The 23787-nt window shown below is 55.7% G+C and carries 21 protein-coding genes and 1 pseudogene; 9 read left to right on the forward strand and 13 right to left on the reverse strand.

Annotated elements, in window-relative coordinates; translation table 11 throughout:
* Window positions 1-34 precede the first annotated feature (34 nt).
* Genes R8G34_06550 through R8G34_06560 form a run of 3 tightly spaced genes read left to right on the forward strand, consistent with a single transcriptional unit; the run spans window position 35 to window position 3948 of the window.
* Window positions 35-1003: a tripartite tricarboxylate transporter substrate binding protein gene (locus R8G34_06550; protein MDW3222538.1), complete on the forward strand. Its 969-nt coding sequence runs from the start codon at window positions 35-37 to the stop codon at window positions 1001-1003.
* 57 nt (window positions 1004-1060) lie between these two features.
* A complete protein-coding gene (locus R8G34_06555) occupies window positions 1061-2464 on the forward strand; it encodes an aldehyde dehydrogenase family protein (GenBank protein MDW3222539.1) in 1404 nt (467 codons plus the stop codon).
* Window positions 2461-3948, forward strand: a complete 1488-nt coding sequence (locus R8G34_06560) for an AMP-binding protein (GenBank protein MDW3222540.1) — start codon at window positions 2461-2463, stop codon at window positions 3946-3948. Before R8G34_06555 ends, R8G34_06560 begins: the two co-directional genes overlap by 4 nt.
* Window positions 3949-5506: 1558 nt before the next feature.
* Here R8G34_06560 and R8G34_06565 read toward each other — a convergent pair.
* Both R8G34_06565 and R8G34_06570 read right to left on the reverse strand, forming a co-directional pair.
* Window positions 5507-5977, reverse strand: a pseudogene (locus tag R8G34_06565) (transposase).
* Window positions 5978-6181: 204 nt separating this feature from the next.
* The gene (locus tag R8G34_06570) at window positions 6182-6847 is read right to left on the reverse strand and encodes a helix-turn-helix domain-containing protein (protein ID MDW3222541.1); all 666 of its coding nucleotides are present in this window, start codon (window positions 6845-6847) and stop codon (window positions 6182-6184) included.
* 82 nt (window positions 6848-6929) lie between these two features.
* On the opposite strand from R8G34_06570, the gene R8G34_06575 reads away from it, so the two are divergent.
* From R8G34_06575 to R8G34_06590, 4 genes are read left to right on the forward strand one after another with little or no spacing between them, the layout of a single operon-like run.
* Entirely contained in the window at window positions 6930-8036 is a 1107-nt protein-coding gene (locus R8G34_06575) for an NmrA family NAD(P)-binding protein (protein MDW3222542.1), read from the forward strand.
* A gap of 43 nt (window positions 8037-8079) precedes the next feature.
* Window positions 8080-8634: a carbonic anhydrase gene (locus R8G34_06580; protein MDW3222543.1), complete on the forward strand. Its 555-nt coding sequence runs from the start codon at window positions 8080-8082 to the stop codon at window positions 8632-8634.
* Window positions 8635-9519: an alpha/beta fold hydrolase gene (locus R8G34_06585; GenBank protein ID MDW3222544.1), complete on the forward strand. Its 885-nt coding sequence runs from the start codon at window positions 8635-8637 to the stop codon at window positions 9517-9519.
* A 35-nt stretch (window positions 9520-9554) separates the two neighbouring features.
* The gene (locus tag R8G34_06590) at window positions 9555-10682 is read left to right on the forward strand and encodes a LysR substrate-binding domain-containing protein (GenBank protein MDW3222545.1); all 1128 of its coding nucleotides are present in this window, start codon (window positions 9555-9557) and stop codon (window positions 10680-10682) included.
* Here R8G34_06590 and R8G34_06595 read toward each other — a convergent pair.
* The 10 genes from R8G34_06595 to R8G34_06640 form a co-directional block, all read right to left on the reverse strand.
* Window positions 10641-11024, reverse strand: coding sequence for a hypothetical protein (locus tag R8G34_06595; protein MDW3222546.1), 384 nt, complete (start codon window positions 11022-11024; stop codon window positions 10641-10643). The genes R8G34_06590 and R8G34_06595 overlap by 42 nt on opposite strands.
* The gene (locus R8G34_06600) at window positions 11021-11677 is read right to left on the reverse strand and encodes a tyrosine-type recombinase/integrase (GenBank protein ID MDW3222547.1); all 657 of its coding nucleotides are present in this window, start codon (window positions 11675-11677) and stop codon (window positions 11021-11023) included. The genes R8G34_06595 and R8G34_06600 overlap by 4 nt, the downstream gene beginning before the upstream one ends.
* Window positions 11678-12059: 382 nt before the next feature.
* Complete coding sequence (locus R8G34_06605) at window positions 12060-12266, reverse strand: hypothetical protein (protein ID MDW3222548.1); 207 nt, start codon at window positions 12264-12266, stop codon at window positions 12060-12062.
* Window positions 12267-12990: 724 nt separating this feature from the next.
* A complete protein-coding gene (gene ptsP / locus R8G34_06610; protein MDW3222549.1) occupies window positions 12991-15234 on the reverse strand; it encodes a phosphoenolpyruvate--protein phosphotransferase in 2244 nt (747 codons plus the stop codon).
* 46 nt (window positions 15235-15280) lie between these two features.
* Entirely contained in the window at window positions 15281-16519 is a 1239-nt protein-coding gene (locus R8G34_06615) for an aspartate kinase (protein ID MDW3222550.1), read from the reverse strand.
* Between the two features lie 163 nt (window positions 16520-16682).
* Entirely contained in the window at window positions 16683-17321 is a 639-nt protein-coding gene (locus tag R8G34_06620) for an SDR family NAD(P)-dependent oxidoreductase (protein MDW3222551.1), read from the reverse strand.
* Window positions 17322-17325: 4 nt separating this feature from the next.
* On the reverse strand, window positions 17326-17751 hold the full coding sequence (locus R8G34_06625) for a DUF1178 family protein (protein MDW3222552.1): 426 nt from the start codon (window positions 17749-17751) through the stop codon (window positions 17326-17328).
* Between the two features lie 64 nt (window positions 17752-17815).
* Window positions 17816-18286, reverse strand: a complete 471-nt coding sequence (locus R8G34_06630; protein MDW3222553.1) for an NUDIX hydrolase — start codon at window positions 18284-18286, stop codon at window positions 17816-17818.
* 146 nt (window positions 18287-18432) lie between these two features.
* Window positions 18433-19194: an EcsC family protein gene (locus tag R8G34_06635; GenBank protein MDW3222554.1), complete on the reverse strand. Its 762-nt coding sequence runs from the start codon at window positions 19192-19194 to the stop codon at window positions 18433-18435.
* 46 nt (window positions 19195-19240) lie between these two features.
* Window positions 19241-19747, reverse strand: coding sequence for an N-acetyltransferase (locus R8G34_06640; GenBank protein ID MDW3222555.1), 507 nt, complete (start codon window positions 19745-19747; stop codon window positions 19241-19243).
* 86 nt (window positions 19748-19833) lie between these two features.
* Here R8G34_06640 and R8G34_06645 point away from each other — a divergent pair, with 86 nt between their 5' ends.
* Window positions 19834-20439, forward strand: a complete 606-nt coding sequence (locus R8G34_06645) for a flavin reductase family protein (GenBank protein ID MDW3222556.1) — start codon at window positions 19834-19836, stop codon at window positions 20437-20439.
* 509 nt (window positions 20440-20948) lie between these two features.
* Here R8G34_06645 and R8G34_06650 read toward each other — a convergent pair.
* On the reverse strand, window positions 20949-22577 hold the full coding sequence (locus R8G34_06650) for a SulP family inorganic anion transporter (GenBank protein MDW3222557.1): 1629 nt from the start codon (window positions 22575-22577) through the stop codon (window positions 20949-20951).
* Between the two features lie 295 nt (window positions 22578-22872).
* Between R8G34_06650 and R8G34_06655 the strand changes: the two genes are divergently transcribed.
* Window positions 22873-23748 carry an S-methyl-5'-thioadenosine phosphorylase gene (locus tag R8G34_06655; protein MDW3222558.1) on the forward strand — a complete coding sequence of 292 codons (876 nt, stop codon included), beginning with the start codon at window positions 22873-22875 and terminating at the stop codon, window positions 23746-23748.
* The last annotated feature ends 39 nt before the right edge of the window (window positions 23749-23787 follow it).

Raw genomic sequence — 23787 nt, forward strand, 5'->3', positions numbered from 1 at the left:
CGGCAGAACCTTATATCCTAGGGAGGAACTATCCATGAAGAAACTACTAACAGGAGCGGCCATTGCATTGGCCTCAATGACGGGCACTGCGATGGCCGATGGCCACGAAAACTATCCAGAACGCCCCGTCATGATGATGGTCAGTTATGGCGCCGGCGGCGCGACCGACTTTCAGGCGCGCATCGTTACCATGACAGCAGGCAACGAGGACGCGCTTGGTATGCCCATCGCCATCATCAACAAGCCCGGCGCAGGCGGCCGTGTGGGTTGGAACTGGATGGCCACGCAAGCAGATGCGGACGGCTACACGCTGGGCGCATACAACGTCCCGCATTTCATCGCGCAGTCCATCAAAGGTGGTGTGGAGTATTCCCGCGACAGCTTTGAGCCGATTGCAAATTGGGGTGCAGACCCGGCTGTCTTCATCGTAGCCGCCGACAGCGAAATGAATTCCATGGATGACGTGGTGAACTTTGCCAAGGAAAACCCTGGCAAGCTGACATTTTCCGGCGCTGGTCTTTTTGTGGGCCACCACATTGCGGCGCTGCAGCTTGAGAAAGCGGCCGGCGTGAAAATGGCATACATCCCCACCAAGGGCGGCGGCGCAGCAGCCATGAAGGCCGTGATCGCGGGCGACGTGATGGGGGGCGTAAACAACCTGTCAGACGCATTTCGTGCGCGTGAAGCAAGCAACGTCAAAATCCTGGGCGTTTTCGATCTGGAACGCAACAGCTTTATGGAAGACGTACCGACGCTGATGGAGCAAGGGTATGACGTGGACAATTCTTCCGTGAACTTCCGCGGTGTCATGGTTCCCAAAGGCACGCCTCAGGGCATCATCGACAAGCTTGCCGCGACTGTGCCGGCCATGTTCGAGAACAGCCGGGTGGCTGGCAAGATGAAAGCAGGTGGATCGCCCATGCACATCATGACGCGCGACGAAGTGCTCGAGATGTGGGAACAGCGAGAAGAGACGCTGAAAGAACTGCTTGCCGGTCTTTAAAATCATCTTGGCAGGGCGCCAGATCGGTGCCCCGCCATCCCTGACAGGACATTTCCGATGAACGCTTATGATGACATTGCTGAAGTCGACGCCATTGTTGCACGCGCCCGCGCCGCGCAGGCCCGGTTCGAATCGAACGGCTCTCAAGAGCTGTATGACCGCGCCGCATTGGCTGCCGGCTGGGCAATCATGGAACCGGCGCGCAATCGCCATCTGGCGGAGCTGGCCGTTGAGACAACCGGCCTTGGTAACGTGCCGGACAAAATCACTAAGAACCACCGCAAGACGCTGGGTCTTCTACGCGACATCTCGGATGCGAAGTCCTATGGCGTGATCAAGGATGATGCTGCGACAGGTATCACGGAAATCGCGCGCCCAATTGGTGTGATCGGAGCCGTTGTGCCCTCCACCAATCCGGGAGCGACACCCGCCAACAACATTATCAACGCGCTCAAATGCGGGAACGCCATTGTCGTGTCCCCTTCGCCTAAGGGTGTGCCAACCTGCGAAGCATTGCTTGGCTACATTTACGAAGAATTCGACAAGACCGGCATCGACTGCGACTTGGTCCAGATGATCCCCGGGCGCGGTTCGAAGGAAAAAACCCAACGCTTGTTAGAGATCTCTGACCTCATCGTCGTGACGGGTTCCCAGAACAACGTCAAACGCGCCTATACGTCTGGCACGCCTGCTTTGGCCGTGGGCGCAGGCAACGTCACGGTGATCGTGGACGAAACCGCTGATCTCGCCGCAGCCGCTGAGAAAATCCGCGCCTCCAAAACATTCGACAATGCGACGTCCTGCTCGTCTGAAAACTCGATTGTCGTACTGGACGCCGTCTATGACACCTTTACCGCGAAGATGGCGAAAAACGGTGGCGCTCTGATCACCGATGAAACGAAAGTGACAAGCAAACTCTGGGTCAAGGGCCATCTCAACCCGCAGGCCATTGCCCGCGACGCGGACAAGTTGATCGAGGCTTTGGGTCTGACGGGCGAGGTTCCCGGCGATACCGAATATCTTGCAGTCGAGACGACCGGCATCGGGCCAGAGCATCCATTGTCGGGAGAGAAGCTGAGCCGCGTGTTAACGGTGTACCGCGCCAAGGACTTCTCAGATGCGATAATGACCACCCGCAAGATCCAGCTGCACCAAGGCCGTGGCCATTCTGTCGGAATCCACACAAACGACCAGAGCCGACCAGAGCAATTGGCCCAAGCCATCCCAACGAGCCGCATCATTGTGAACCAAGCGCATACTTTTGCAACGGGTGGTGCGTTCACCAACGGCATGCCATTTTCGCTTTCTATGGGCTGTGGTTCCTGGGGCGGCAATTCGATCGACACCAATGTGCATTGGCGGCACTTTATGCAGTCCACCAAAGTGGTGCGCGAAATCCCTGAAAACGAACCCGCCGTTGCGGACATCTTCAATGGGTATTGGGCAGAGGCCGGTAAATGATTTTCGAAAACGATACCCCCCCAAATGGAACAGTAAAGGACTGGCTGGACGCCCGCGCGAATGAGGGCAGCACGGCATTTGTTTTCCCTGAAACAGATTTGACACTTAGCTGGATGACCTTGCGGGACGAAGCGCGAAGCATGGCCGAAGGGCTGATCGGGCTAGGGGCAAAGCAAGGCGAAAGCATCGCAATTGTGCATCCGAATGGAGAAGCGGGCGTGCTGGCGGTCTACGCGGCACTCTACGGCGGATTTCGCGCGACCATGATCAATCTGGCCGCAGGGCCGGATGCGATGGCCTACGCGCTGGACCACAGCGGCGCCCGTTTCGCCTTCGTGCATGATGGCCAGCGTGAGGCGGTCAAAAAGATCGCGCCCAGCCAATTGACCATCTTAACGCCAGACATGCTGGCAAACCGCGCCCCGATCCCTGCGTTTGATACCACGCAACATGCTCTCTTGATGTACACCTCGGGCACCACAGGCCGGCCCAAAGGCGTGGTTCACAGCCACGCAAGCCTGTTGGCGGGCGGGTGGACAACTGCGCTGGCGCATGACCTGTCCCCAAAGGACCGCGGTTATTGTGTCCTTCCAATCTACCACATCAACGGTCTGTGCGTGACTCTCATGGGAGCATTGGTGTCTGGGGGCGCGCTGGCCATGACCGAGAAGTTTTCGGCCAGCAAGTTCTGGGACCAGGCCGAAGCAGCGCAGATCACTTGGTTTTCAGTTGTTCCGACGATAATCAGTCACTTGCTTCACAACGACAGCAATCCCAGTCCGGACACCGCTGCGCGCCTGCGCTTTGGCCGCTCGGCATCGTCGGCTCTCGCTGTTGAAACCCAATCCGCCTTTGAAGAGCGTTTTCAGGTCCCGATCATTGAAACCATGGGTTTGACAGAAACGGCCGCGCAAATTCTTTCCAACCCGTTGCCGCCGGGGGTTCGCAAAATTGGGTCCCCTGGGATCAGCTACGGGAACGAAGTCCGCATCCTCACTGCCGACCTCGAAATCGCGCCGCCTCTGCAAGAGGGCGAGATCGCGGTCAAAGGCCCAAATGTCATGCTCGAATACCTGAACAATCCGGGGGCAACCTCCGAAACCTTCGCCGGGAATTGGCTGCGCACAGGGGATTTAGGCCACATCGATGAGGACGGCTATGTCTTTGTGACGGGTCGATTGAAAGAGTTGATCATCAAGGGTGGCGAGAACATTGCCCCGCGAGAAATCGACGAAGTGCTGTATTCTGAGCCAGACATTATCGAAGCAGCGGCATTCGCCCGGCCCTGCAAAACATACGGGGAAACTGTTGAAGCAGCTGTGAGCATAAAACCGGGATCAAGCCTATCGGAAGCGGCTCTGCTCGAACTGTGCGAAAAGCGACTTGGAAAGTTCAAGGCGCCTGATTGCATCCATTTCTTACGCGAATTGCCCAAAGGACCATCTGGAAAAATCCAAAGGCTGAAGTTATCTTCTTTGGTCTAAAGAACGCTGGTCTCTTTTTCTGCGATCCCGAAACGTTCCGTTGCCGGATGCTTTTGAATTCGCATTTCTTTGTAAATTTGAACCGGACCTCTTTGGCCCGACCGGGCACAAACTCTCATGCTGGCTCTGATAGTCGACAAGCGCGTAATTCTGCCACAACGACTGCCTCTGCCAAGAAACCCAGCGCATTTGTGCTACTGCGTGCGCCATAATGCGTTCGCAAATGCCCGTTCATATTCTCGGCTTGCTTTCCTTCTGAAGTTGCAATGAGTGCCAGCATTCCGCGCTTGTTTTTTCGGCGAAGCTTAAGGGCGCACAAAACAGTCTTTGGAACAGCGCCGTGAATGTCTGCTTCGTCCCGCGTCTCGATAGTTCTGATACCGTGCAGCTAAAGCTCGGTTTGGATTTGACGTCGTGGAGCCGGGTTGAATGATCGCATTGGCGACTTGAGCTGCAACGCGGCGACAGACATGCTGCAAGCGCGAGGCCATGCTGCGTCAGCGAAGTCCAAATGACGAATGGCGGGAAAGTCCGAGGTGTGCGAGTTCGATGTAGCCCGGTTTTTGCGCTCGCAGCAACAGTCCGGTCTGGTGAAGCCACAGCGCGGCACTTGACTACCTCGGAAAGGCCCGGAACGGGCCGACCTGAACGTGAAAGGCGAAAACGGCTGGCGACTTTGCAAAAGGTCGCCTTCTGCGCATCGAGGAATCAAGTTGAATTACGAGGTTTGGCGGCCCTATCGCTCGGTCCAGGCGCGAACCTCTCGCTCTGCGCGTGCAACAGCTTCCCCGAGTTCTTCTAATCGTTCCAGTTCTCACTCCATTCACTAGAAAGCGGGAGGAAAATCAGTACAATATCGGGCAACCAGCTTTGCAGATACTTGATGCGCCATGATGAGGTCTTCTTTGCTTACAGTCCGGGATAGTTCATTGTCCGTTTCCTTTACATTTTGGTCAGTTCTCCGACGTTGAAGGTACGGCCCGCGGGGGCCGCACCGAGGGCTTAGGTCACGATATCAGTGATAGCAGCGAAGGATTGTGGCTTTCGGCACGGCGATGTCCCATTCGCTGTGCGCAGTGATGCGCACGTTGCCTCGATCGCTTTCGGTTTTGTCATCGACGATCACGTCAATTCCGCCCCACTGCCCGATCATGAGTTCGGACCAAGCGCCGAAAATCAGCGCCAACAGGTTGGTTCCCGCAACCAGCATGAAGTTCGAAGGCACAAGCGACCTGAAGGCCGCTCTGTGACCTGCGATTGCGAGGTCCGATCCTGACGTGGACAGGATCGCAGAGTCGCCGCCGGGAAACTTTGGGGTACTCAAGAGCTTGGCCTTTACTTTGGGATTCGACAGGAAAGCGAGGCTCTGCATGGGTGCGCCCGCATCCTCGACTTGCGCCATCAAGTCGGTGACAAAAGCCCAATTGATCGTTCGGCCGTCCGTCGTGTCCGGTCCAAGCGTTCCGATGCCAGCCGTACCCAGGTCCTCGCGCACCGCTCGTGGCGCTGTCGTCGGATCGGTGTCGCGTGCTGCCCAGTCCTCCGGGTTGCTGGAGTTCTGTTTCTGGACGTCGGCGCTGATCAAACTGGCGTCCACAGCAAAACCTTGATCACCGACAAGCCCTTCTTCCATGCAGCGTGCCACGGTTGTCTCGAACACATGCCTTAGCAGATCGCTCTCACGGAACCGACCGTGCCGGTCCTTGGAAAAAGTCGAATGATTTGGAAGGCGGTCTGTCAGATCAAGGCGGCAGAACCAGCGATAGGCTAGGTTCAGATGCACCTCTTCGCACAACCTCCGCTCGGATCGGATGCCGAAGCAGGATCCTACCAGCAGCATGCGGATCAGCAATTCAGGATCAATCGATTGGCGGCCCGTGTAGCTGTAGAAGTCCGCAAGATGCGCCCGAATGCTTCTCAGATCAACAAAGCGATCTATCGACCGCAACAAGTGACCCTGCGGGACATGATCCTCCAGCGAAAACTCGTAAAACAGTGCAGCCTGTGCTTCCTGCTTTGGTCCCATCATCGCCAGATCCTCCTGCTCGTTGAGAGAATTGAATCAGCAGGTCATCCGTCGATCTAGGAAGAGTTTTTCAATAAAATCGGCTCAATTTGCACGATGCTGCAGATCGCACGAGCGACTACTTGGGCGAAGTATCGTTCATCAGGAGATTTCGTTTTGCCCGCCTATGACTGCGGCAGGAGTGGTTGAAGGGGCCCATTGGTTCGCCTAACCTTTTTTAAACACGGCGAGTATCCGAGAGAATAAGTGGAACAGATCATTCTCCTTTCCCGGCACGTGCACCTCGATCTGGCAATGATCCTGAATGAATTCCTGCTCAGCCACTTCGCCCTCCGACAGCGCCATTAAGGCCTTGTAGCTTGTGCGTAAGACGACGTCTGGGTTTGTTGCGGGCGCATAGTATACCGATGCTGTGCCTCCTTGGGCTTTCACTTCCATCTCCTCGCCATCGACAATCAAGCTGGTCACCACCTTCAGATCGCTGGCCTCAACCTGCTCGGCGGCCGCGCCCAATGTCACAGCGACTGTTCTAAGATTGCCAGGCTCGACGATTTCGCCTTCCGACGGGAACCGGGCTCCGAACATCGCCAGTTCAAAGATCAACGTGCGCGTTTTGCGCCCGAGTTCCGTCAATTCGTAAAGCGTCGTTGCATGCGGGCCTGGGGTTTTCTGCGCAAGGCCATCCTCGACCAGCTTCGCAAGCCGCTCTGTCAAAAGGTTGGCAGCAATACCCGTCAGGCCGCGCTGCAGGTCGGTGAAACGGGCTGGACCAGCATGCAAATCCCGCAAGATCAGCAGCGTCCAACGGTCGCCGACCCGATCAAGGCCACGCGCGATTGGGCAGAGCAGTTTGTAGGAACGCAGTTTCGCCATCTCGACCTCACGATATTGTTACTTTATTTTTTAAAGTGATAACTTTAATTCCAGTGCAAGCATATGAATCCGAGGCTTCCCTATGTCAACATATCCCAAAATCCTTGTCACAAGCGGCGCTGGAAAAACTGGCTTGCACGTGGCGCTTCAGTTGCTGGAGAAAGGCGTGCCGGTTCGGGCATTTGTGCGGCGCAAAGATCACCGCGCCGAGACACTGAAGCGCGCCGGTGCGGACGTCTTTGTCGGCAACCAATACGACGTGTCCGACCTGCGCAAAGCGATGCAAGGCGTTCAGCGTGCCTATCAATGCGCACCAACCGCACCTAACGGATTGCATTTCAATGCGGCCTTTACGATAGCAGCGGCGGAAGCAAAACTCGAACATGTAGTGACGCTCGGCCAATGGCTGACCAGCGCAAACCATCCGTCGCTGTTTACCCGCGAAGTCTATTTATCGGACGCGCTGGCGCGCCTGACTCCGGACACAACCGTCACATCGGTAGATCCTGGCTGGTTTGCAGATAACTACCTGATGGTCCTCGATGTGGCGGCCCATCTTGGCATGTTTACGATGCCGCTCGGGGCGGGCGACGAGAAGAAAAACGCACCTCCCAGCAACGAAGATATTGCGCGGGTTGTTGTTGGCGCACTTCTCGATCCTCGAACCCATGCTGGCAAACGCTACCGCCCAACCGGACCGACGCTTTTGTCCCCAAACGAGATTGCTGCCGCTATGGGGCGGGTATTGGGCCGCAAGGTCACGTATTTGGATATTTCGCAGAAGATGTTGACCAAGGCGCTTCGAGCGAACCCGCCGTCGCATTACTCAGAAGCGGCGGTATCCCAGCTCGCGCTTTATGCCGACGAATATCGCCGCGGCGCTTTTGCGGTGACTGCGCCGACCCAAGATGTGGCGGTCGTCGGTGGGCGCGAGCCCGAGGCGTTCGAGCACATTGTGCGCCGCTATGTGGCCGCGCAACCATCTCTGCAACCCGGCTTTGGGCGACGGCTGGCAGCAATTGCGGGGTTCCTAAAGATTTTGGCGACACCGGCCTTGGACCTGGCAAAGGTTCAAAGCAACCGCGACTACGTCGAAATCAAACAGCCGCTTTTCTGCCAAGACTCCCCAGAATGGGCACAGACCCACGCCCCACCACCCAGCGCATTGAAATCTTTCAAAATTGACTGAGCGCAATGCTTGCATTCACCCTCAAGACAATTGGAGACCCCTCATGTCAAACATCGATCTTTTAAAAACCCGCAACCAAAACTTCGCCGCTGGCTTTACGCAAGGCGATCTGGTCGCGCTGCCGAAACTGGGCATGATCATCGTTGCCTGTGCTGATTCACGCGTTGACCCAACCACCGTTCTTGGCCTTGACTTGGGCGACGCCGTGATCATGCGTAACAACGGCGGGCGTATCACACCTGCGATCATCGAAGAAATCACCGCGCTCAGCCTACTGGTAGGCCGGATCACGGACCAAGACGCGCCCGTGTTTCACATCATGCTCATGCAACACACCAAATGCGGCGCCCAGCACTTCGCCGCACCGGACTTTCAGGCGCACATCAAGGAGAGCACAGGCATCGATGTGTCCGCCTCTGCGATCACGGACCCGGAAAGTGATCTGATGGTTGATATGGCCCGCCTGTGCGACGCGACAAATCTGCATGGTGGCCTGACCGTTTCGGCGATGCTTTATGATGTTGAAACCGGACAGGTCCACGAAATCGCAGCGACACAATCTCTGACAGAGTTGCGCGCAAACGCGGCCGCTTCCTGAATGGCCAAGTTCCAACCCGATCCGTCGCTCTACCCGTTCAAGTCGAACTGGGTAGAACTTGGAAGCGGATCGCGCATTCACTATGTCGACGAAGGCCATGGTCCGGTGCTTCTTCTTTTGCACGGCAATCCGTCTTGGTCCTTTCTTTATAGGAACATCATTCCCCGGCTCAGGGGGCAGTTTCGCTGCATTGCGCCGGACCTGCCGGGGTTCGGATTGTCTGACGCGGCACATGGCTTTGGCTTTACTGGCCGTGAACAAGCGCAGGTTATGGTCGAATTCATTGACCAGCTTGACCTAAAGGGCGTCGGCGTAATGATGCAGGATTGGGGCGGCCCCACCGGTCTATATGCGGCTCAAATGCGGCCGGAACGCATTGATCGGTTGATCATCGGCAACACTTTTGGCTGGCCATTGTCAGACGCTGGGGTGCGCATGTTTTCGGGTGTCATGGGTGGCCTTCTTGGTCGTACCAGCGCCATTTTGTTCAACGGTGTCATCCGTTTCTTCTTTTCGCGCGGCGTGATGAGAAAGCTGTCAGCGGACGAATGGAACATGTATCTGGCCCCATTTAAAAACCGCAACATACGTCACCGGACCCATATCTTCTCCAAGCAGCTCATCGCGGCTAGGGCCTTCCTGCAAGAGATTGAGAACGGACTACCCGCGATAAGCAATAAGCCCGCCTTGATCTTATGGGGCGACAGCGATTTCGCGTTCAAGGAAAAGGAGCGGAGCCGCTTCCGGCAGGTGTTCCCAGATCATCTCGATATTGAGCTGTCCGGCGCAGGGCACTTCATTCAGGAAGATGCCCCGGAGGCCATCAGTGCAGCCATCACGAATTGGTATGGCATGCCCACCTCAGAGCCTGAAGTAACGCCCTGACCAACCAGCCGCAGCTGAACTCCTAAGGAAATACCATGGAAACTCTCATCTCAATCACTTTGTGGAACGTTGTTCTCCTTGGGGCTCTTTTCGCGCTCCAACCCATGATTAGGGTCGGGGGCTCTGGCCTGAAATACGCCTTTTCAAGCTTCGATACCCGCATTGAGGAGGGTGTCTTCGCGCGGCGACTTGCAATGGTGCGCAGCAATCATGGCGAGGCACTTGCCCTTTGGGTGCCAGCCGTTCTTACATTGGCAGTCGTTGCACCTGATCTCGCCCATCCACACCTGTCTTTGATCGCAACGCTCTTCCTGATCGCCCGGCTCGCGTACACTGCCGTAAAAATCACGGTTTCGACGTTATTCCGACGGCTCGAAAGGATTGAGGATGAACTCGCCCCGCCGATCTTCACAAGGTCAAGGGGCGCTTACCGGGTCAACGAGATTGGGCAAGGGATTATATTGGCTGCGGAACGGATTGAACAAGAAATCACCCATGTCGAGCGAACACTCTTGGGGCGTGACAAGCTATTGCAGGGCAAGGTTACGATTGCCGCAAGCGAAGTTTTGGCTCCGTTCTTTCTGGCGCGGCACGTCAATGCCATCACGCAGACCCACCCCGGGCTTGAGGTTCAGGTGCTCTCTGGCAATCACGTCGTAAGTCTGGCAAACGGCGATGCCGATCTGGCCATCCGTCCAAAGCGGCCCACAGATGAGCAGCTGTTTGGTCGAAAACTAACTGACATTCGATGGGCGGTCTACGGGTCCATCGACAGGCCCAAGCCTGAAAACGTGCTACACGCGGCCGAGAGTGTTGGATTTGCAGGCGATCTTTTGTCCGAAAAAACGATGGTGCTTCAGCTTCAGCGCCTGACATCCGATAAGACCGCGTTGTATTCGAACAGCCTGATATTGACCGCGAGCCTTGCTGCAAACAGCGGGGCGGAATGCGTGCTACCCGTTCTGCTGGGCGAGCAATGGCCCGGACTGGTACGGCATTCTGCGCCATTTGAGCATGAGTTTGGAGAGCTTTGGATCGTGTGCCACAACGACCTACGGCAGAATTCGCGGGTTCGAGTTGTTTTCGATCATCTCATCGCGGCGGCAAAGTTGGATAAGGAACTATTTCTCAGCCAAAATCGGGCGTTCGGAGAACCCGCATGAGTTTCCGCTTTGCCCGCATAGCATCAGCAAGCCTAAGCTGTTGCAAATGCCTGCAATCGACACCAAGCTATCTATCAAAATCGAGCAACTGATAAAATTTTGATAAAATGTTGTGGAACTTTTGGAACTGCGCTGCATTGCTTTGTGCACAGATTTGCACACATCAATTTTGAACGCGCTGAAGTCATTGAATTCAAATAGCACTTTTAACTGCCTGCTTCTTGCAAATCCGTGCACGCGGGTTCGATTGCGGTACTCGCCTCCATTTTTTTCAATGACTTGGTTCAATACCGTGAATGCGCGGGCTGCGCCGTTTACAGCGGCGTTTGCAGTTTTGTTCATGCTACGCCCCCTTTGGCACGTGCCAGTTTGACCAGAACTGCGTCGGTTTCGTCTGGCGAAACCCGCGCGTCATGCTCGATCAAATTCGCCGCGTAGCGAATTGACCAGCCTATGTGATTGGCGATCTCGGCCAACGACAGACCTTCATTGAGCAGGCGCGTCGCAGCCGTTCCACGTACATCATAGAGGCGCAGCTCATCTGACAGCATTGCTTTGTCGCGCCACTGACGCACCCCGTCGGATGCCAAGTGCGGCGTCAGCCGGTTGCCATTGGCGTTGGTGAGTATGAGTACTCGGTCTGACGGCGTCGCGTCGATAACCTCGGCCAAGACCGGCGTAGTCGGGATATGAGCAAGCCGTTTGCGCGTGTTCGTTCTTACCCGCAGACGACGACCGCCCGGTGTGTCTTCGATGTGGGCCGAGGGCAACTTAGTTAGATCAGCCGGTCGCAAGCCTGTTTCGCAAGCAACACAGAGAATCCGGCGCACCCACTCCGACGCAATCGCATTCAAAGCCTCGCGATCCGCCGGGGTCCAAATGATTTCCGACCGGGCAACTTCATAAAGGCGGTGCAGCTCGTGGCAGTGATGTTCAGCTAGCTTGCCCTCATCCACCGCCCGGTTGAGAATTCTGACAGCGTGACTTCCAGCCATGTCGTGCTGCTTGGGTGAATGCTTCCAGAGCGCTCGCCATACGTTCACCTCTTTCCGCGCCCCGCGCTCCTCACAAATGACCGCTGACGCATCTTTAAAGTGGCCCGCAAACTGAAGGCCCCACTTACGAATATCAGACTGCGACCGTTCGCCCTTAGGCATGGCAGTGCTCGAAAGAAAATCGTCGGCCATCTGCGACGTCACGTAGTTCGCCCGTTTCGGCCGCGCGGCAGCTTCCGAAAACGCCTGATAGAAAGCAGGTTCGCGCGGCTTGCGGTGATCGTTTTCCCAGAACTTGGGGCAGCCCCGCCAAGCATAGAAGTGGAACTTGCTCCTGCCGCTTGCCAGCTTTCGCCTGACGCGGTGGACACCCTTTGGCAAATCAGCTTGCGGAACGTCTCGCCTTCCACTTTTTTTGAGGTGATGTATCTGCGCCGGCGGGGTCGCTGTTCAACCCTTTGATAGTCAGAAATCGACTTCCATCAACAGCCTCCGCCGCAACTGAAACGCGGTCATATCCGGCCACCTTGGCAGCCTCAAACCCGGGGACGAGATCGGCCTTACGAATTGCGGAGCGAAGACTTGCCATCAATGCAAGCCCTCCCGGATAGCGTCCGTTGACAAGTCGAGGACTGTCGCGATTTCATCCCAAATTCCGTTAAGGCTCATCATAATGAACGGCGAACCGTCAAAATTATCGTGAAGGAAGGCTTCGGTTATTTGAAATGGCGACAACTTTTGGCCGTCAAACATCGGGTCAACATCAGTCACAACGACGAAGTCGGGAACGTCAGTGTGTGACGATGCGTGTTGCGAAATCGCAATCCAAGTCTGCCCTTTTTTGAAGGCGGGACCCGGCAGGCGTTGACACCACTCACAATCCGTATTTCCGAGACCTGTGAGTGCCAACCAAGCGACTTTTGAGCCAATCGAATAGGCACGCTCTATCTCAACGCCACAATCGATTGCTCGAAGCGCGATCGCACCTTGCAAGATGGCGTTTTTGGATAGATGCAGTTTTGCACCGCGACCACAGCCTCCGGGCGGACATGATCAGTCTTGTCAGGATCAGAAGGAGCAGAAATCTTGTCTTGCACTCGGTGCTGCTCATAGCGGTTGGCGTTTGGTCTCGTAGCGGTATGTTCTAGAAACCCGCCGGGCACGTACAGCGCGCTTTCGCACGCGCATTCGGGATCATTCAATCCAGTGTTACAGCGGTCAACATGCTGGAACCAAGTGAGGCGCTAGAGGCTGCCCGCAACGCTTCTGCCAAAAAGAATTATTGCAAAAGCCGATTGCGCCCTTATCAAATGTTACCCTTGGTTCTTGAGCCATTTCATGACGGATGGCCGGACGGACATGTCACCCCGATGACGGGCGTCCGCGATGACTTTGTGGACCTCATCAAGATTGGTACGTCGCAGCAGGCTCTTGACTGGCCCGATAGACGCAGGACGCATGGAAAGGCTACGCAAACCGATCGCCGCAAGGCACATGGCTTCCACCGGCCGCCCGGCATCTTCGCCACAGAAAGAAAGTGGCGTCTGTGTCAAGGCACAGCGTTCAACGATCCCCTGGAGAAAACTCAGGAATGAGACGTTCAGTGTATCATAGCGGCGCCGCACGCGCTCGTTTTCGCGATCCGCGGCAAAAAAGAACTGTTTAAGATCGTTACCGCCGATGGATAGGAAATCAACTTCTTCAAAGAACTTGATGGGCGCAAAAGCCAAGCTTGGAGTCTCTAACATCGCGCCGATTTCAACGCTTTCCGGCAATATGTGACCCAACCGTTCTTCGCCGGCCAGCGTTTTGTCCATCAACCTGCGGGCAGCGCGGTATTCTTCAAATTGGGCGACAAAAGGAAACATGACCGTCAAGGGGCGCCCGTTCGCTGCGCGGATCAGAGCTTGCAACTGCATGCGCATGATGCCGGGCTTGTCTAGCCCAACTCGAATGGCGCGCCACCCCAATGCGGGGTTCGGTTCATCGTTTGGCTTCATATAGGGCAATACCTTGTCCGACCCTATGTCCAAGGTGCGAAACACCACGCGCTTGCCCTGTGCCGCATCCAATACCCGGGCATATAGCGCCACCAACTCGGAACGGCGCGGCATTTGATTGCGCACAAGAAACTGCAATTCAGTTCTGAACAGCCCGACACCTTCCGCACCGGAATTGGGCAAGGATGGCAAATCGGCCATGAGGCCCGCGTTCATTTGCAGCGCAATGCAGGCGCCATTCAGCGTTTTGGCAGGTTTATCGCGGATCGAGCTATAACGCTCCTGTGCGGCGGCGAGCATCGCGATCTTGTCGCGAAAGGCGGTGACGACTGTATCATCCGGACGCAGGTGCGCGATGCCCTGCTCGCCGTCAACCATAATGTGATCACCATTGAGCGCCTCAGTCGTTACCCGGCTCGCATGCACGACGAGCGGAATTGCGAGTGCGCGGGCGACAATGGCTGCGTGGCTGCCCACGGAGCCTTCTTCCAGCACGATCCCTTTAAGACTACGTCCATATTCCAATAATTCCGCCGGCCCGATGTTGCGTGCAATCAAGATCGGATCTGCCGGCATTTCCGCCCCGGTATCCGCGCCCTGGCCGGTAAGAATGCGCAGCAAGCGATTACTCAGATCGTCCAGATCACTCAGCCGCTCACGCAGGTAATTGTCCGTCACCTGCCCCATGCGTGCACGCGCGAGCGATTGCTCTTTTTCAACCGACGCCTCGGCGGACAACCCGTTTGAGATGTCTTCTTCCATCCGCCGCATCCAGCCTTTGGAATTTGCAAACATCCTGTAGGCTTCCAATACCTGCTGCTGGTCCTTGTCGTAGTTGCCCGCGATTTCCAGCATTTTGTCGACACCCACGCGCAACTGCTCCACTGCCTCGCGTAATCGTTCCAATTCGCGCACCGGATCATCGGCGATTACATTGGTGACGACGACCCGTGGTTCGTGCAACCAGACGTGGCCTTCTGCGGCGCCTTCCTGCCCGACCGTCCCACGATACATCGCTGGTTGCAGATGGCGCGCGGACATCGCGGCACCTTCACCCACAAACGCGCCAAGCTCGGTCATTTCCGCCAGAACCATCGCGACGACTTCCAGCGCATAGACCTCATCGGGTAGAAACTCGCGCATGTTCCTTGATTGCACAACCAACACCCCCAGCGCATCGCCCAAGCGTTGGATCGGCACACCAAGAAAACTGGAAAAAACTTCTTCTCCGGTTTCGGGCATATAGCGAAAGCCCTTGGTCTGTGGCGCATCAGCCGTATTCACAACCTGACGGCGCCGTGCGACCATGCCCACCAGCCCCTCGCCGAGTTTCATTCTTGTCTGATGCACAGCGTCCTGATTGAGACCTTCGGTGGCGCAAAGCTCCAAGGTGTCTTCGTCGCGGAACAAATAAATGGAACAGACTTCGCAGCTTATACTGTCGGCAATAAGGTGCGTAATTCTATTGAGGCGCGCCTGCCCCTCAACATCGCCCGCCATTGCATCCCGCAGCCGCCCCAGCAGCTTGCGCGAACCTGTCTCTTGACGTTCAGCCACGCGCGCGCCTCCCAATCATTCCATCCTTCTGCACAGATCGCGCAGATCAGGCTGCTTTTTCCAGCTCGAATGCATCATGGAGCGCTTGAACGGCGAGTTCCATGTATTTCCGATCAATCAGTACAGAAATCTTGATCTCGGAAGTGGTAATGACTTTAATGTTGATGCCTTCCGCACTGAGCACCTGGAACATTTTTGCAGCAACGCCAGTATGGCTTCGCATGCCAATCCCTACAACGGACACCTTTGCGACATCGGTATCGGCAATGACCTCGTGGTAATTTATGATGCTTTGTGATTTTGCATCTGCCACGGCCTTTTGAGCGCGCGTTACCTGATCTGTTGGACAAGACCAGGTCATATCCGTTCGCCCTTCTTCGGAGATGTTCTGAACGATCATATCCACATTCACCCCCCCCTCGCTGAGCGCTGTGAAAATGCTTGCCGCAATGCCCGGGCGATCCGCAACGCTGACAAGCGTCATTTTGGCCTCATCACGCGAAAAGGCGACGCCGGCGACTACTTTGCTTTCCATGATTTCCTCCTCAGCGCAGACCAATGTGCCCGCCTCATCTGATTGTTCCTCAAAACTGCTCAGAACTCGCAGTTTGACCTTATACCGCATGGCCAGTTCAACAGACCGCGTCTGCAAGACCTTTGCACCCAGTGACGCCAGTTCCAACATTTCTTCAAACGAAATCCTGTCCAACTTGCGCGCTTTAGGCGACACACGCGGATCCGTCGTATAGACACCGTCCACATCGGTGTAGATATCACAACGCTCCGCCGCAAAAGCCGCTGCAAAAGCAACCGCCGTCGTATCCGAGCCCCCGCGCCCCAAGGTCGTGATCCGACCTTCCGGGCTCACCCCCTGAAATCCAGACACCACAGCCACGCGCATACCCTCAGCAAACTTGGATGTAATATTTGCAGGGGGAATGTCTTCAATTCTCGCAGCCGAATGTGCCGACGTCGTCCTGACCGGAACCTGCCAACCTTGCCAACTGCGCGCCGGGACATCCATTTCCTGCAAGGTCAGCGCCATCAACCCCGCCGTGACGTTTTCACCCGATGACACAACAGCATCATATTCACGCGCGTCATAAAGCGGCGATGTTTCGCCCACCCAGCCCACCAGTTCGTTGGTTTTGCCCGACATTGCGGAAACGATGACGATTACGTCATACCCTTTGGCCACTTCCACGCCGACACGTTTTGCTGCCCGCCTTATACGGTCCAGCGTGGCCACCGATGTGCCACCGAATTTCATCACCAAAACAGGCATGCCGCGCCCCTTGCGTTAATCGCGGCGGGTGTACGCGCTGTTGATCCGACACACAAGGCTCTGCAAACATCTCAAATCTGGCAAACTGTTTAAATCACGCGCCAATTCAGGTGCCCTGCGCACCTGACAGCATCGTGTGGCGGCGCATGCCGCCTCCTTTGGATCAATAAGCGTGCGCGCGCCCGTCCCAGGTTTCAAAGACGCCTGTGCTTGACAGGTCGAGGATATCAAATCGTTCAGTCAGCCCCGCCACAGCTTCAGCGACGTCAATTGCGGCCGCTTGGCTGCCCATGTCAGTTTTCACCCAGCCCGGGTGATAAATACCAACGGCAATGCCTTCAGGTTTCAGATCACTTGCCAGATTGCGACCCAAATTCAGCACCGCAGCTTTAGAAGCGCGATAGATGTAACTGCCGCCCGGTGCCTGTTGCGAAGAAGCCATTTGCGAAGAAATGATTGCAATCTTGGCGCTAGGCGCGGCTCTCAAGTTAGGCAAAAGCGCTTGAATGGTCAGAAAGACGCCCATCACATTCGTGGCAAAACTATCGGCCCACTGCGCGGCAGGGTAGCCCCCGTCCAAAACCTGCCCTTTGTCGAGATAGACGCCAGCATTGCAAATGAGCAAGTCGACAGGGCGGCCTTCCAGTGTGTGGGCAAATGCCGAATGGCTGTTTGGATCCGTCACTTCCAGCACATGTTCGCCATGCCTCGTGGTGCCAATCACATCCTCGCCTCGCGCCGCATAGGCCTTCACCAGTCCAGCACCAATTCCGCGACTGGCCCCTGTAATAACAATGGTCACAACATCAATTCGCTTTTCGGTTTGGCAAAAACGGCAAAGGCGCGACAGGAACACCGTCCTCAATCAGCGCTTTAGCTTCAGCGGCATTGGCCTCGCCATAGATCGCGCGCTCTGGCGCAGCGCCCAGATACATCGACCGCGCTTCGTCAGCAAAGCGAGGCCCGACGTAATCGGCATTTTTCTCCACATGTTGGCGCATTTTATTCAAGGCTTTTTCCTGCTCTGTCATTGCGGTTTGAAGCGGTTTCTCCGGCGTGTCACTTGTTGCAGTGGACACCCTTGGCGCCATAATTGCTTTTTTCACATCGCTGCTGCCACAAATTGCACAGGACAGATGTCCAGACGCCTTCAGGGCATCGAATGCTGACGCGGATTTGAACCAACTGTCAAAAGTGTGTTCGTTTTCACATTTGAGCGCAAATTGAATCATGTCGCGCAGGCTACTCCAAATTGGTTACCGCTTATTTACGAAATGGAGCCGATCATCCCTCGCGTCAAGCAAATCCCGTATCTTCGCGCGGATCAAAATCACGTAAAATCCTTGCCAGCTCAGGCTCCTCAACGACACGCGCCGCCTTTTTGCGCGTCATCCATGCGCGCTTTCGTTGCCCGGCTTCGGGAAACACCGTGGCCAATTCATTCACCTGAACGGCGTAAACCATGGCCAGACAGGGCAATTCACCGAGGTCATTTGCATCTTTGCTGTAGGAGTAAATACCCAGACATCTGCCATCGGATACGCCGCGCACGCCCGCTTCTTCCCATGCTTCCTGAATGGCGGACTCAGCTGGTGTAAGACCGTCCATGGGCCAGCCTTTGGGCACAATCCAGCGCTGCGTGCCGCGCGACGTGATCATGAGTATCTGGACTTTCTTCTTTTTGATCCGGTAACACAGCGCGGCGAATTGCGTGCGCACATCCCGTTTTCGGGCACCAGAAAGAGATATTGGCAATTGTTTTATCATGATCCGGGTCGCGCCAGCGGTTGATGAACAACGTCAGAGTTGTGATATCGCACAACATGAACGATTAATGCGTGTTTGCCAACAAATTATGGCCCCATTTTCGTTATTACCCACAGGATGTTGTGATCTGTATGACAGCCTTGGGCTCAGGCCATGGAACGCCTTCGAGTTTTATCCCTCAATTGCAACACCAGTGTCTCCAATGGCACATCGGCATCTATCGCCAATTTGCGCAGCCCGAAATGAACATGCGCCATTTCCTGATAATAATTGGTGTAGGCGTAGTTTGTAGCAGCGCCCGCAACTGCCCCCAGAACGGGCACAGTCTGGGCAGCAAGTTTCTGGCCCAACACGGTCGCCAGCCGCGGCGCAACCCGGGCAATTATTCCTTTTAATGCACCACCCGTCAGGGTGACCCGTGCCGAGAGAAAGCCAAGATCGGCTCCATCATCTTCCGCAAGAGGACCTGCGGAAGCAAACACTTCAATACAATCGAATTGAACACTTTCAGCGGCCGGATCAAAGCCATGTTCGACAGCCACGCCCTGAATAATTCGCAAGAGCAACGTGGTGGTCACCGGCAGTTCTGCCAGGGCCGTGGGTAGCCCCCCCACGCCCCCGACTGCGCCCATGGCTGTGCCCACAGCCGTGTTCAACCAGCGCTTTTGATCCGGGACCACCTGTCGGCTTGACCCGGCGACCTTCAGGGCTTTTTCCAATGCAAGACGCGTGGCGCTCTGGAGCCCATCTCGCGCGGGAGCGGGCAATCTATCCAGCAATCCTTCAGCGCGGCCACCGACCACATTGAGCAGTTCCACAGCGCCACCGCCGGCACGCTTATATCGCTGCGCCAGCGCGTCAAGCTGAGTGTTCACGTCAATCGGCACAACGTGCGAAATATCTTCCATGAGACCTTCCCTTCTGAAATAGAAATGGGACGGGACGGGGCGAAATTCAATCAATGTGTTTACTTGGGTCCGACCAACGGATCACGTCGCCCGAAATTCCCCGCCACGCATCAGGGTGCAATGCATGCCCCAACACCCTTTCAGGATTGGTCGGCGGCGGCATTGTGATGCGGCTTAACCGTTCGAAGCCAAACCGACCATAGTAGGGTTCATCCCCGACCAATATGACCCGCGCCCAGCCCTGCAACGCCGCGAGAGCAAGGGCTTGATGGATCAGATCTCCTGCCAAACCTTCCCCCTGTCGTGTAGGATGAACGGCAATCGGTCCCAAAAGCAAAGCCGCCGCCTCGCCTGCTAGAACAGGCCAGAAGCGGATCGCCCCCGCCAGTACGCCATCCTCATCGCGTGCTACATGATTCAGTTCTGACACCGAGGCCACATCATCGCGCAATCGATAGGACGACAGTGCCTCGCGCCCCGGCGCAAAACACAAGTCAAAAAGGGCTTCGACCTCATGCTGGTCCTGCGCGGTTTCAATCTTGAGGTGATACACGGCGGCTGCGCGGCCCCAGCTTCGGTTTCAGGTGGTCCGCCCCTAACACATGCGTTACAGGACCTGCAAATGATCAGGAGTTTGCAATGTTCTACCGCCCCCAGGACGGCCACGGTCTGCCCCATAACCCTTTCAACGCGATCGTAAGCCCGCGTCCGATTGGCTGGATTTCCACCCGGACCGCGCAGGGGCACAATAACCTGGCACCCTATTCGTTCTTCAACGGTGTCTCTTATACGCCACCACAGGTAATGTTCGCCTCTACCAGCTATAAAGATGACCAGGGGGACACCAAGGATTCAGTTGCCAATGTGCGCGAAACTGGAGTTTTTTGTGTGAACATTGTCGAATATACCATGCGTGATGCGATGAACGCTTCATCCGAAATGCTGCCCAAAGAAACAGATGAATTTGCAATCGCAGGCGTCGCTCCAGTTGAGTGCTCCGAAATCGATTGCGCACGCGTGGCGCAGGCGCCTGCGTCTCTGGAATGTCGCATGACCCAGATTATCGCCATTGAGGGTCAGAACAACTTCGTAGTTTTTGGAGAAGTCGTCGGCGTGCACATCCGTGACAATACTTTGGTTGACGGGCGTTTTGACGTGCGCACATTTCAACCGCTGAGCCGCCTGGGCTATCGCGACTATACCCGCGTCACCGAGTTGTTTGAACTGGCCCGTCCAGACGATTGAACCTGAGGTTCGCAAATTTGGAACCGCCTCTGTCATTCAAACCTGACCGCAAGTAACGCGATGCAAAGCTCCTCTTCGTGTTTGCAACGGGCTGGTAATGAAACCGCTCAAAAACGTTCTCCAACACCCGTTCCGGCCTTTTTTCAAAAGGTGCACCAAGACTGAAAGCAACACCCCTATTTCCAGCGCGCCGTATTTTTCGAACACAGACGCACAATGCCCCACATGCCCCGGTCTGATTTCAAGTACCGATGCAGAAAAAGGATTTCCCTTGATCAGTCATAATTCACTGGTTTCTTCGAGCTTAAGTCGGGTCGCGAGATGCCAAGGGACAATCCAATATTCCAAATGTAAAAATTGGAACAAAACGCTGTATCGCTATGGGTAGCCCGCTCAAAAAAAACATTGCGATGCAAAAACGCAGTATCCAACTAATTGAGATGATTGTTGCGACCATACGGGACGGTGGGCGGGGCGCCTTGGCCAGAGGCCAATAGCGCCGCGCAGCGTCAGTGGCCGCCCAGAATGCCTGTTCGCACCTGATAATTTACGGCCAGTTCGTATTCAGGGTCGTCATCGCTATCGACCATCAAATGACCCGCTTTCTTCAGCAATCGGTGACAATCCCGACTCAAATGGCGCAATTGCAGTCGCTTTCCTACGCCTTCATACTTAACTGCCACAGCCTCGATCGCTTGCAGCGCGGACTGATCCACGACCCGGCTGTCGGCAAAATCAACGATAACTTCCGAGGGATCACCATTTACATCGAAAAGTTCTGAAAACCCTTCAGAGGAGCCGAAAAACAGCGGCCCCTGAATCTGATACACACGCGCGCCTTCGGGCGTTGTGTAGGTTTTGGAATAAATTCGCCGCGCATTGTTCCATGCATAGGCTAACGCGCTCACAATAACGCCCACGACGACGGCAACGGCCAGATCTTCGTAAACCGTCACAACTGTCACCAGCAAAATAACAAAGGCATCCATTAACGGTACTTTGCGCAGGATCGTCAGACTGTTCCAGGCAAAGGTCCCGATAACCACCATAAACATCACGCCCACCAAAGCAGCCAGAGGGATCAGCTCGATAACGGAAGAACCGACCAGTATGAACAACAACAAGAAGACTGCTGCCGCGATCCCCGCCACGCGTGTGCGACCGCCCGATTTCACATTAATCATCGACTGACCGATCATTGCACAGCCGCCCATTCCCCCAAAGAAACCTGTTACCGTATTTGCAATGCCCTGCGCGATGCACTCCTGTGACGCACCGCCGCGTTTGTTGGTCATATCTCCCACCAGATTGAGCGTCAGCAAACTTTCGATCAGCCCAATCGCCGCAAGAATAACGGCATAGGGCAGAATGATCTCAAAGGTCTCCCAATTGAGCGGTACCATTGGGATATGCAGCGCCGGCAATCCTCCCTGAATGGACGCCAGATCACCGACACGCGGCACATCCAGGCCAAAGCCGATCACCACAGCCGCAACAATCCCGATGCCAGCCAAAGGTGCGGGAATGACACGCGTAATGCGCGGCATCACCCAGATGATCGCCATGGTGGCTGCCACCAGAGCAAGCATCAGATACAGCGGCGTACCACTCAACCATTCGCCACCCGACATGCCGTGTCCCGTGTTCACAATCGTGCCCGGCACTTTAAACTGGCTCATCTGGGCCAGAAAAATAACAATCGCCAGTCCATTCACGAACCCAAGCATGACCGGGTGAGGCACAAGGCGGATAAACTTCCCCCATCGCATCACCCCTGCAACCATCTGCAAGCATCCCATGAGCACCACTGTTGCAAAGAGATATTCCACCCCATGCTGCGCCACCAGCGCCACCATGACTACGGCCAGGGCACCTGTCGCACCGGAAATCATCCCCGGCCTGCCGCCAATCAAAGCCGTGATCAGACCAACGATGAAGGCCGCATAGAGACCAACCAGCGGATTCACTCCGGCGACAAAGGCAAAGGCCACAGCTTCCGGCACCAGCGCAAGCGCAACTGTGAGGCCCGACAAAAGCTCAATGCGCAGACGTCCGAGAGAAAATCCATCTTCCGGCATCCAGCGCAATTCAGTCATTTCAAGGTTCTTAGTGAAGCTGCGGAACGCTGTTCGCACCATTCCAAATATCCTAAACTCTGTTCAGAGGAGAAGCCGGCCCGACGCAAGCCCCTTTCGCGCGCTACTAGACGGTTTCCAACAGAATGGAAACCCCAAGCGTCCATTCACATAGCATGGTGAACAATTGATAAAGAAAAAGTGCATCCCACGCGCGCCTCGTCAGATTATCTTCCACGATAAGCACGGTAAATAATGCACGAAAGATCAAAAATGCACATCAAGGTGACAGGCTCAGCAGTTGATTTCTGCGCGTGACGCCGCCACCATCGGGAAACGCAAACGAATGGAGCCCCTCATGACTCAAACCAAGATCGCCGTGATCGGCGGCTCTGGCATCTACGATATCGACGGGTTGGAAAATGCAGCGTGGACAACCGTGGCATCGCCTTGGGGCACACCCTCAGATGCGATCTTAACCGGCACCTTGGACGGCGTTGAAATGGCCTTTCTGCCGCGTCATGGCCGGGGCCACATTCATAGCCCCTCAACGGTGCCTTACCGCGCGAATATTGACGCGTTGAAACGGATTGGATGCACGGATGTTATCTCTGTTTCTGCATGCGGCTCGTTTCGCGAAGAAATGGCGCCTGGTGATTTTGTTATTGTAGATCAATTCATTGATCGAACCATCGCGCGGGAAAAATCCTTCTTTGGGACAGGTTGTGTGGCGCATGTCTCGGTGGCGCACCCCACCTGTCCGCGCCTGTCGGATGCCTGTGAAACTGCGGCCAAGGACGCGGGCATCACCGTCCACAAAGGCGGCACATATCTGGCTATGGAAGGCCCGCAATTTTCAACACTGGCCGAATCGAAAATGTATCGCGAAAGCTGGGGAGCGGATGTCATCGGGATGACCAATATGCCCGAAGCGAAACTCGCCCGCGAGGCGGAACTTTGTTACGCGTCGGTCGCCATGATCACGGATTATGACAGCTGGCATCCGGATCATGGCGAAGTGGATGTAACGCAAATCATCGCAACGCTTATGGGCAATGCCGACAAGGGCCGTGATCTGGTCCGCCGATTGCCAAAACTTCTAGGAAATGACCGCGCGCCCTGCCCTCATGGTTGTGATCGTGCGCTGGAATACGCGATTTTAACAGCGCCTGATGCGCGTAATCCGGCGTTGATGTCGAAATTGGATGCTGTGGCAGCACGCGTTCTGGCGTAGGGTTTCAAGCCCCACACCAGTCAGTGTTTTCTCCGATGC

It is taken from the genome of Paracoccaceae bacterium, from assembly GCA_033344815.1.
In the GTDB taxonomy this organism is placed as follows: domain Bacteria; phylum Pseudomonadota; class Alphaproteobacteria; order Rhodobacterales; family Rhodobacteraceae; genus Roseobacter.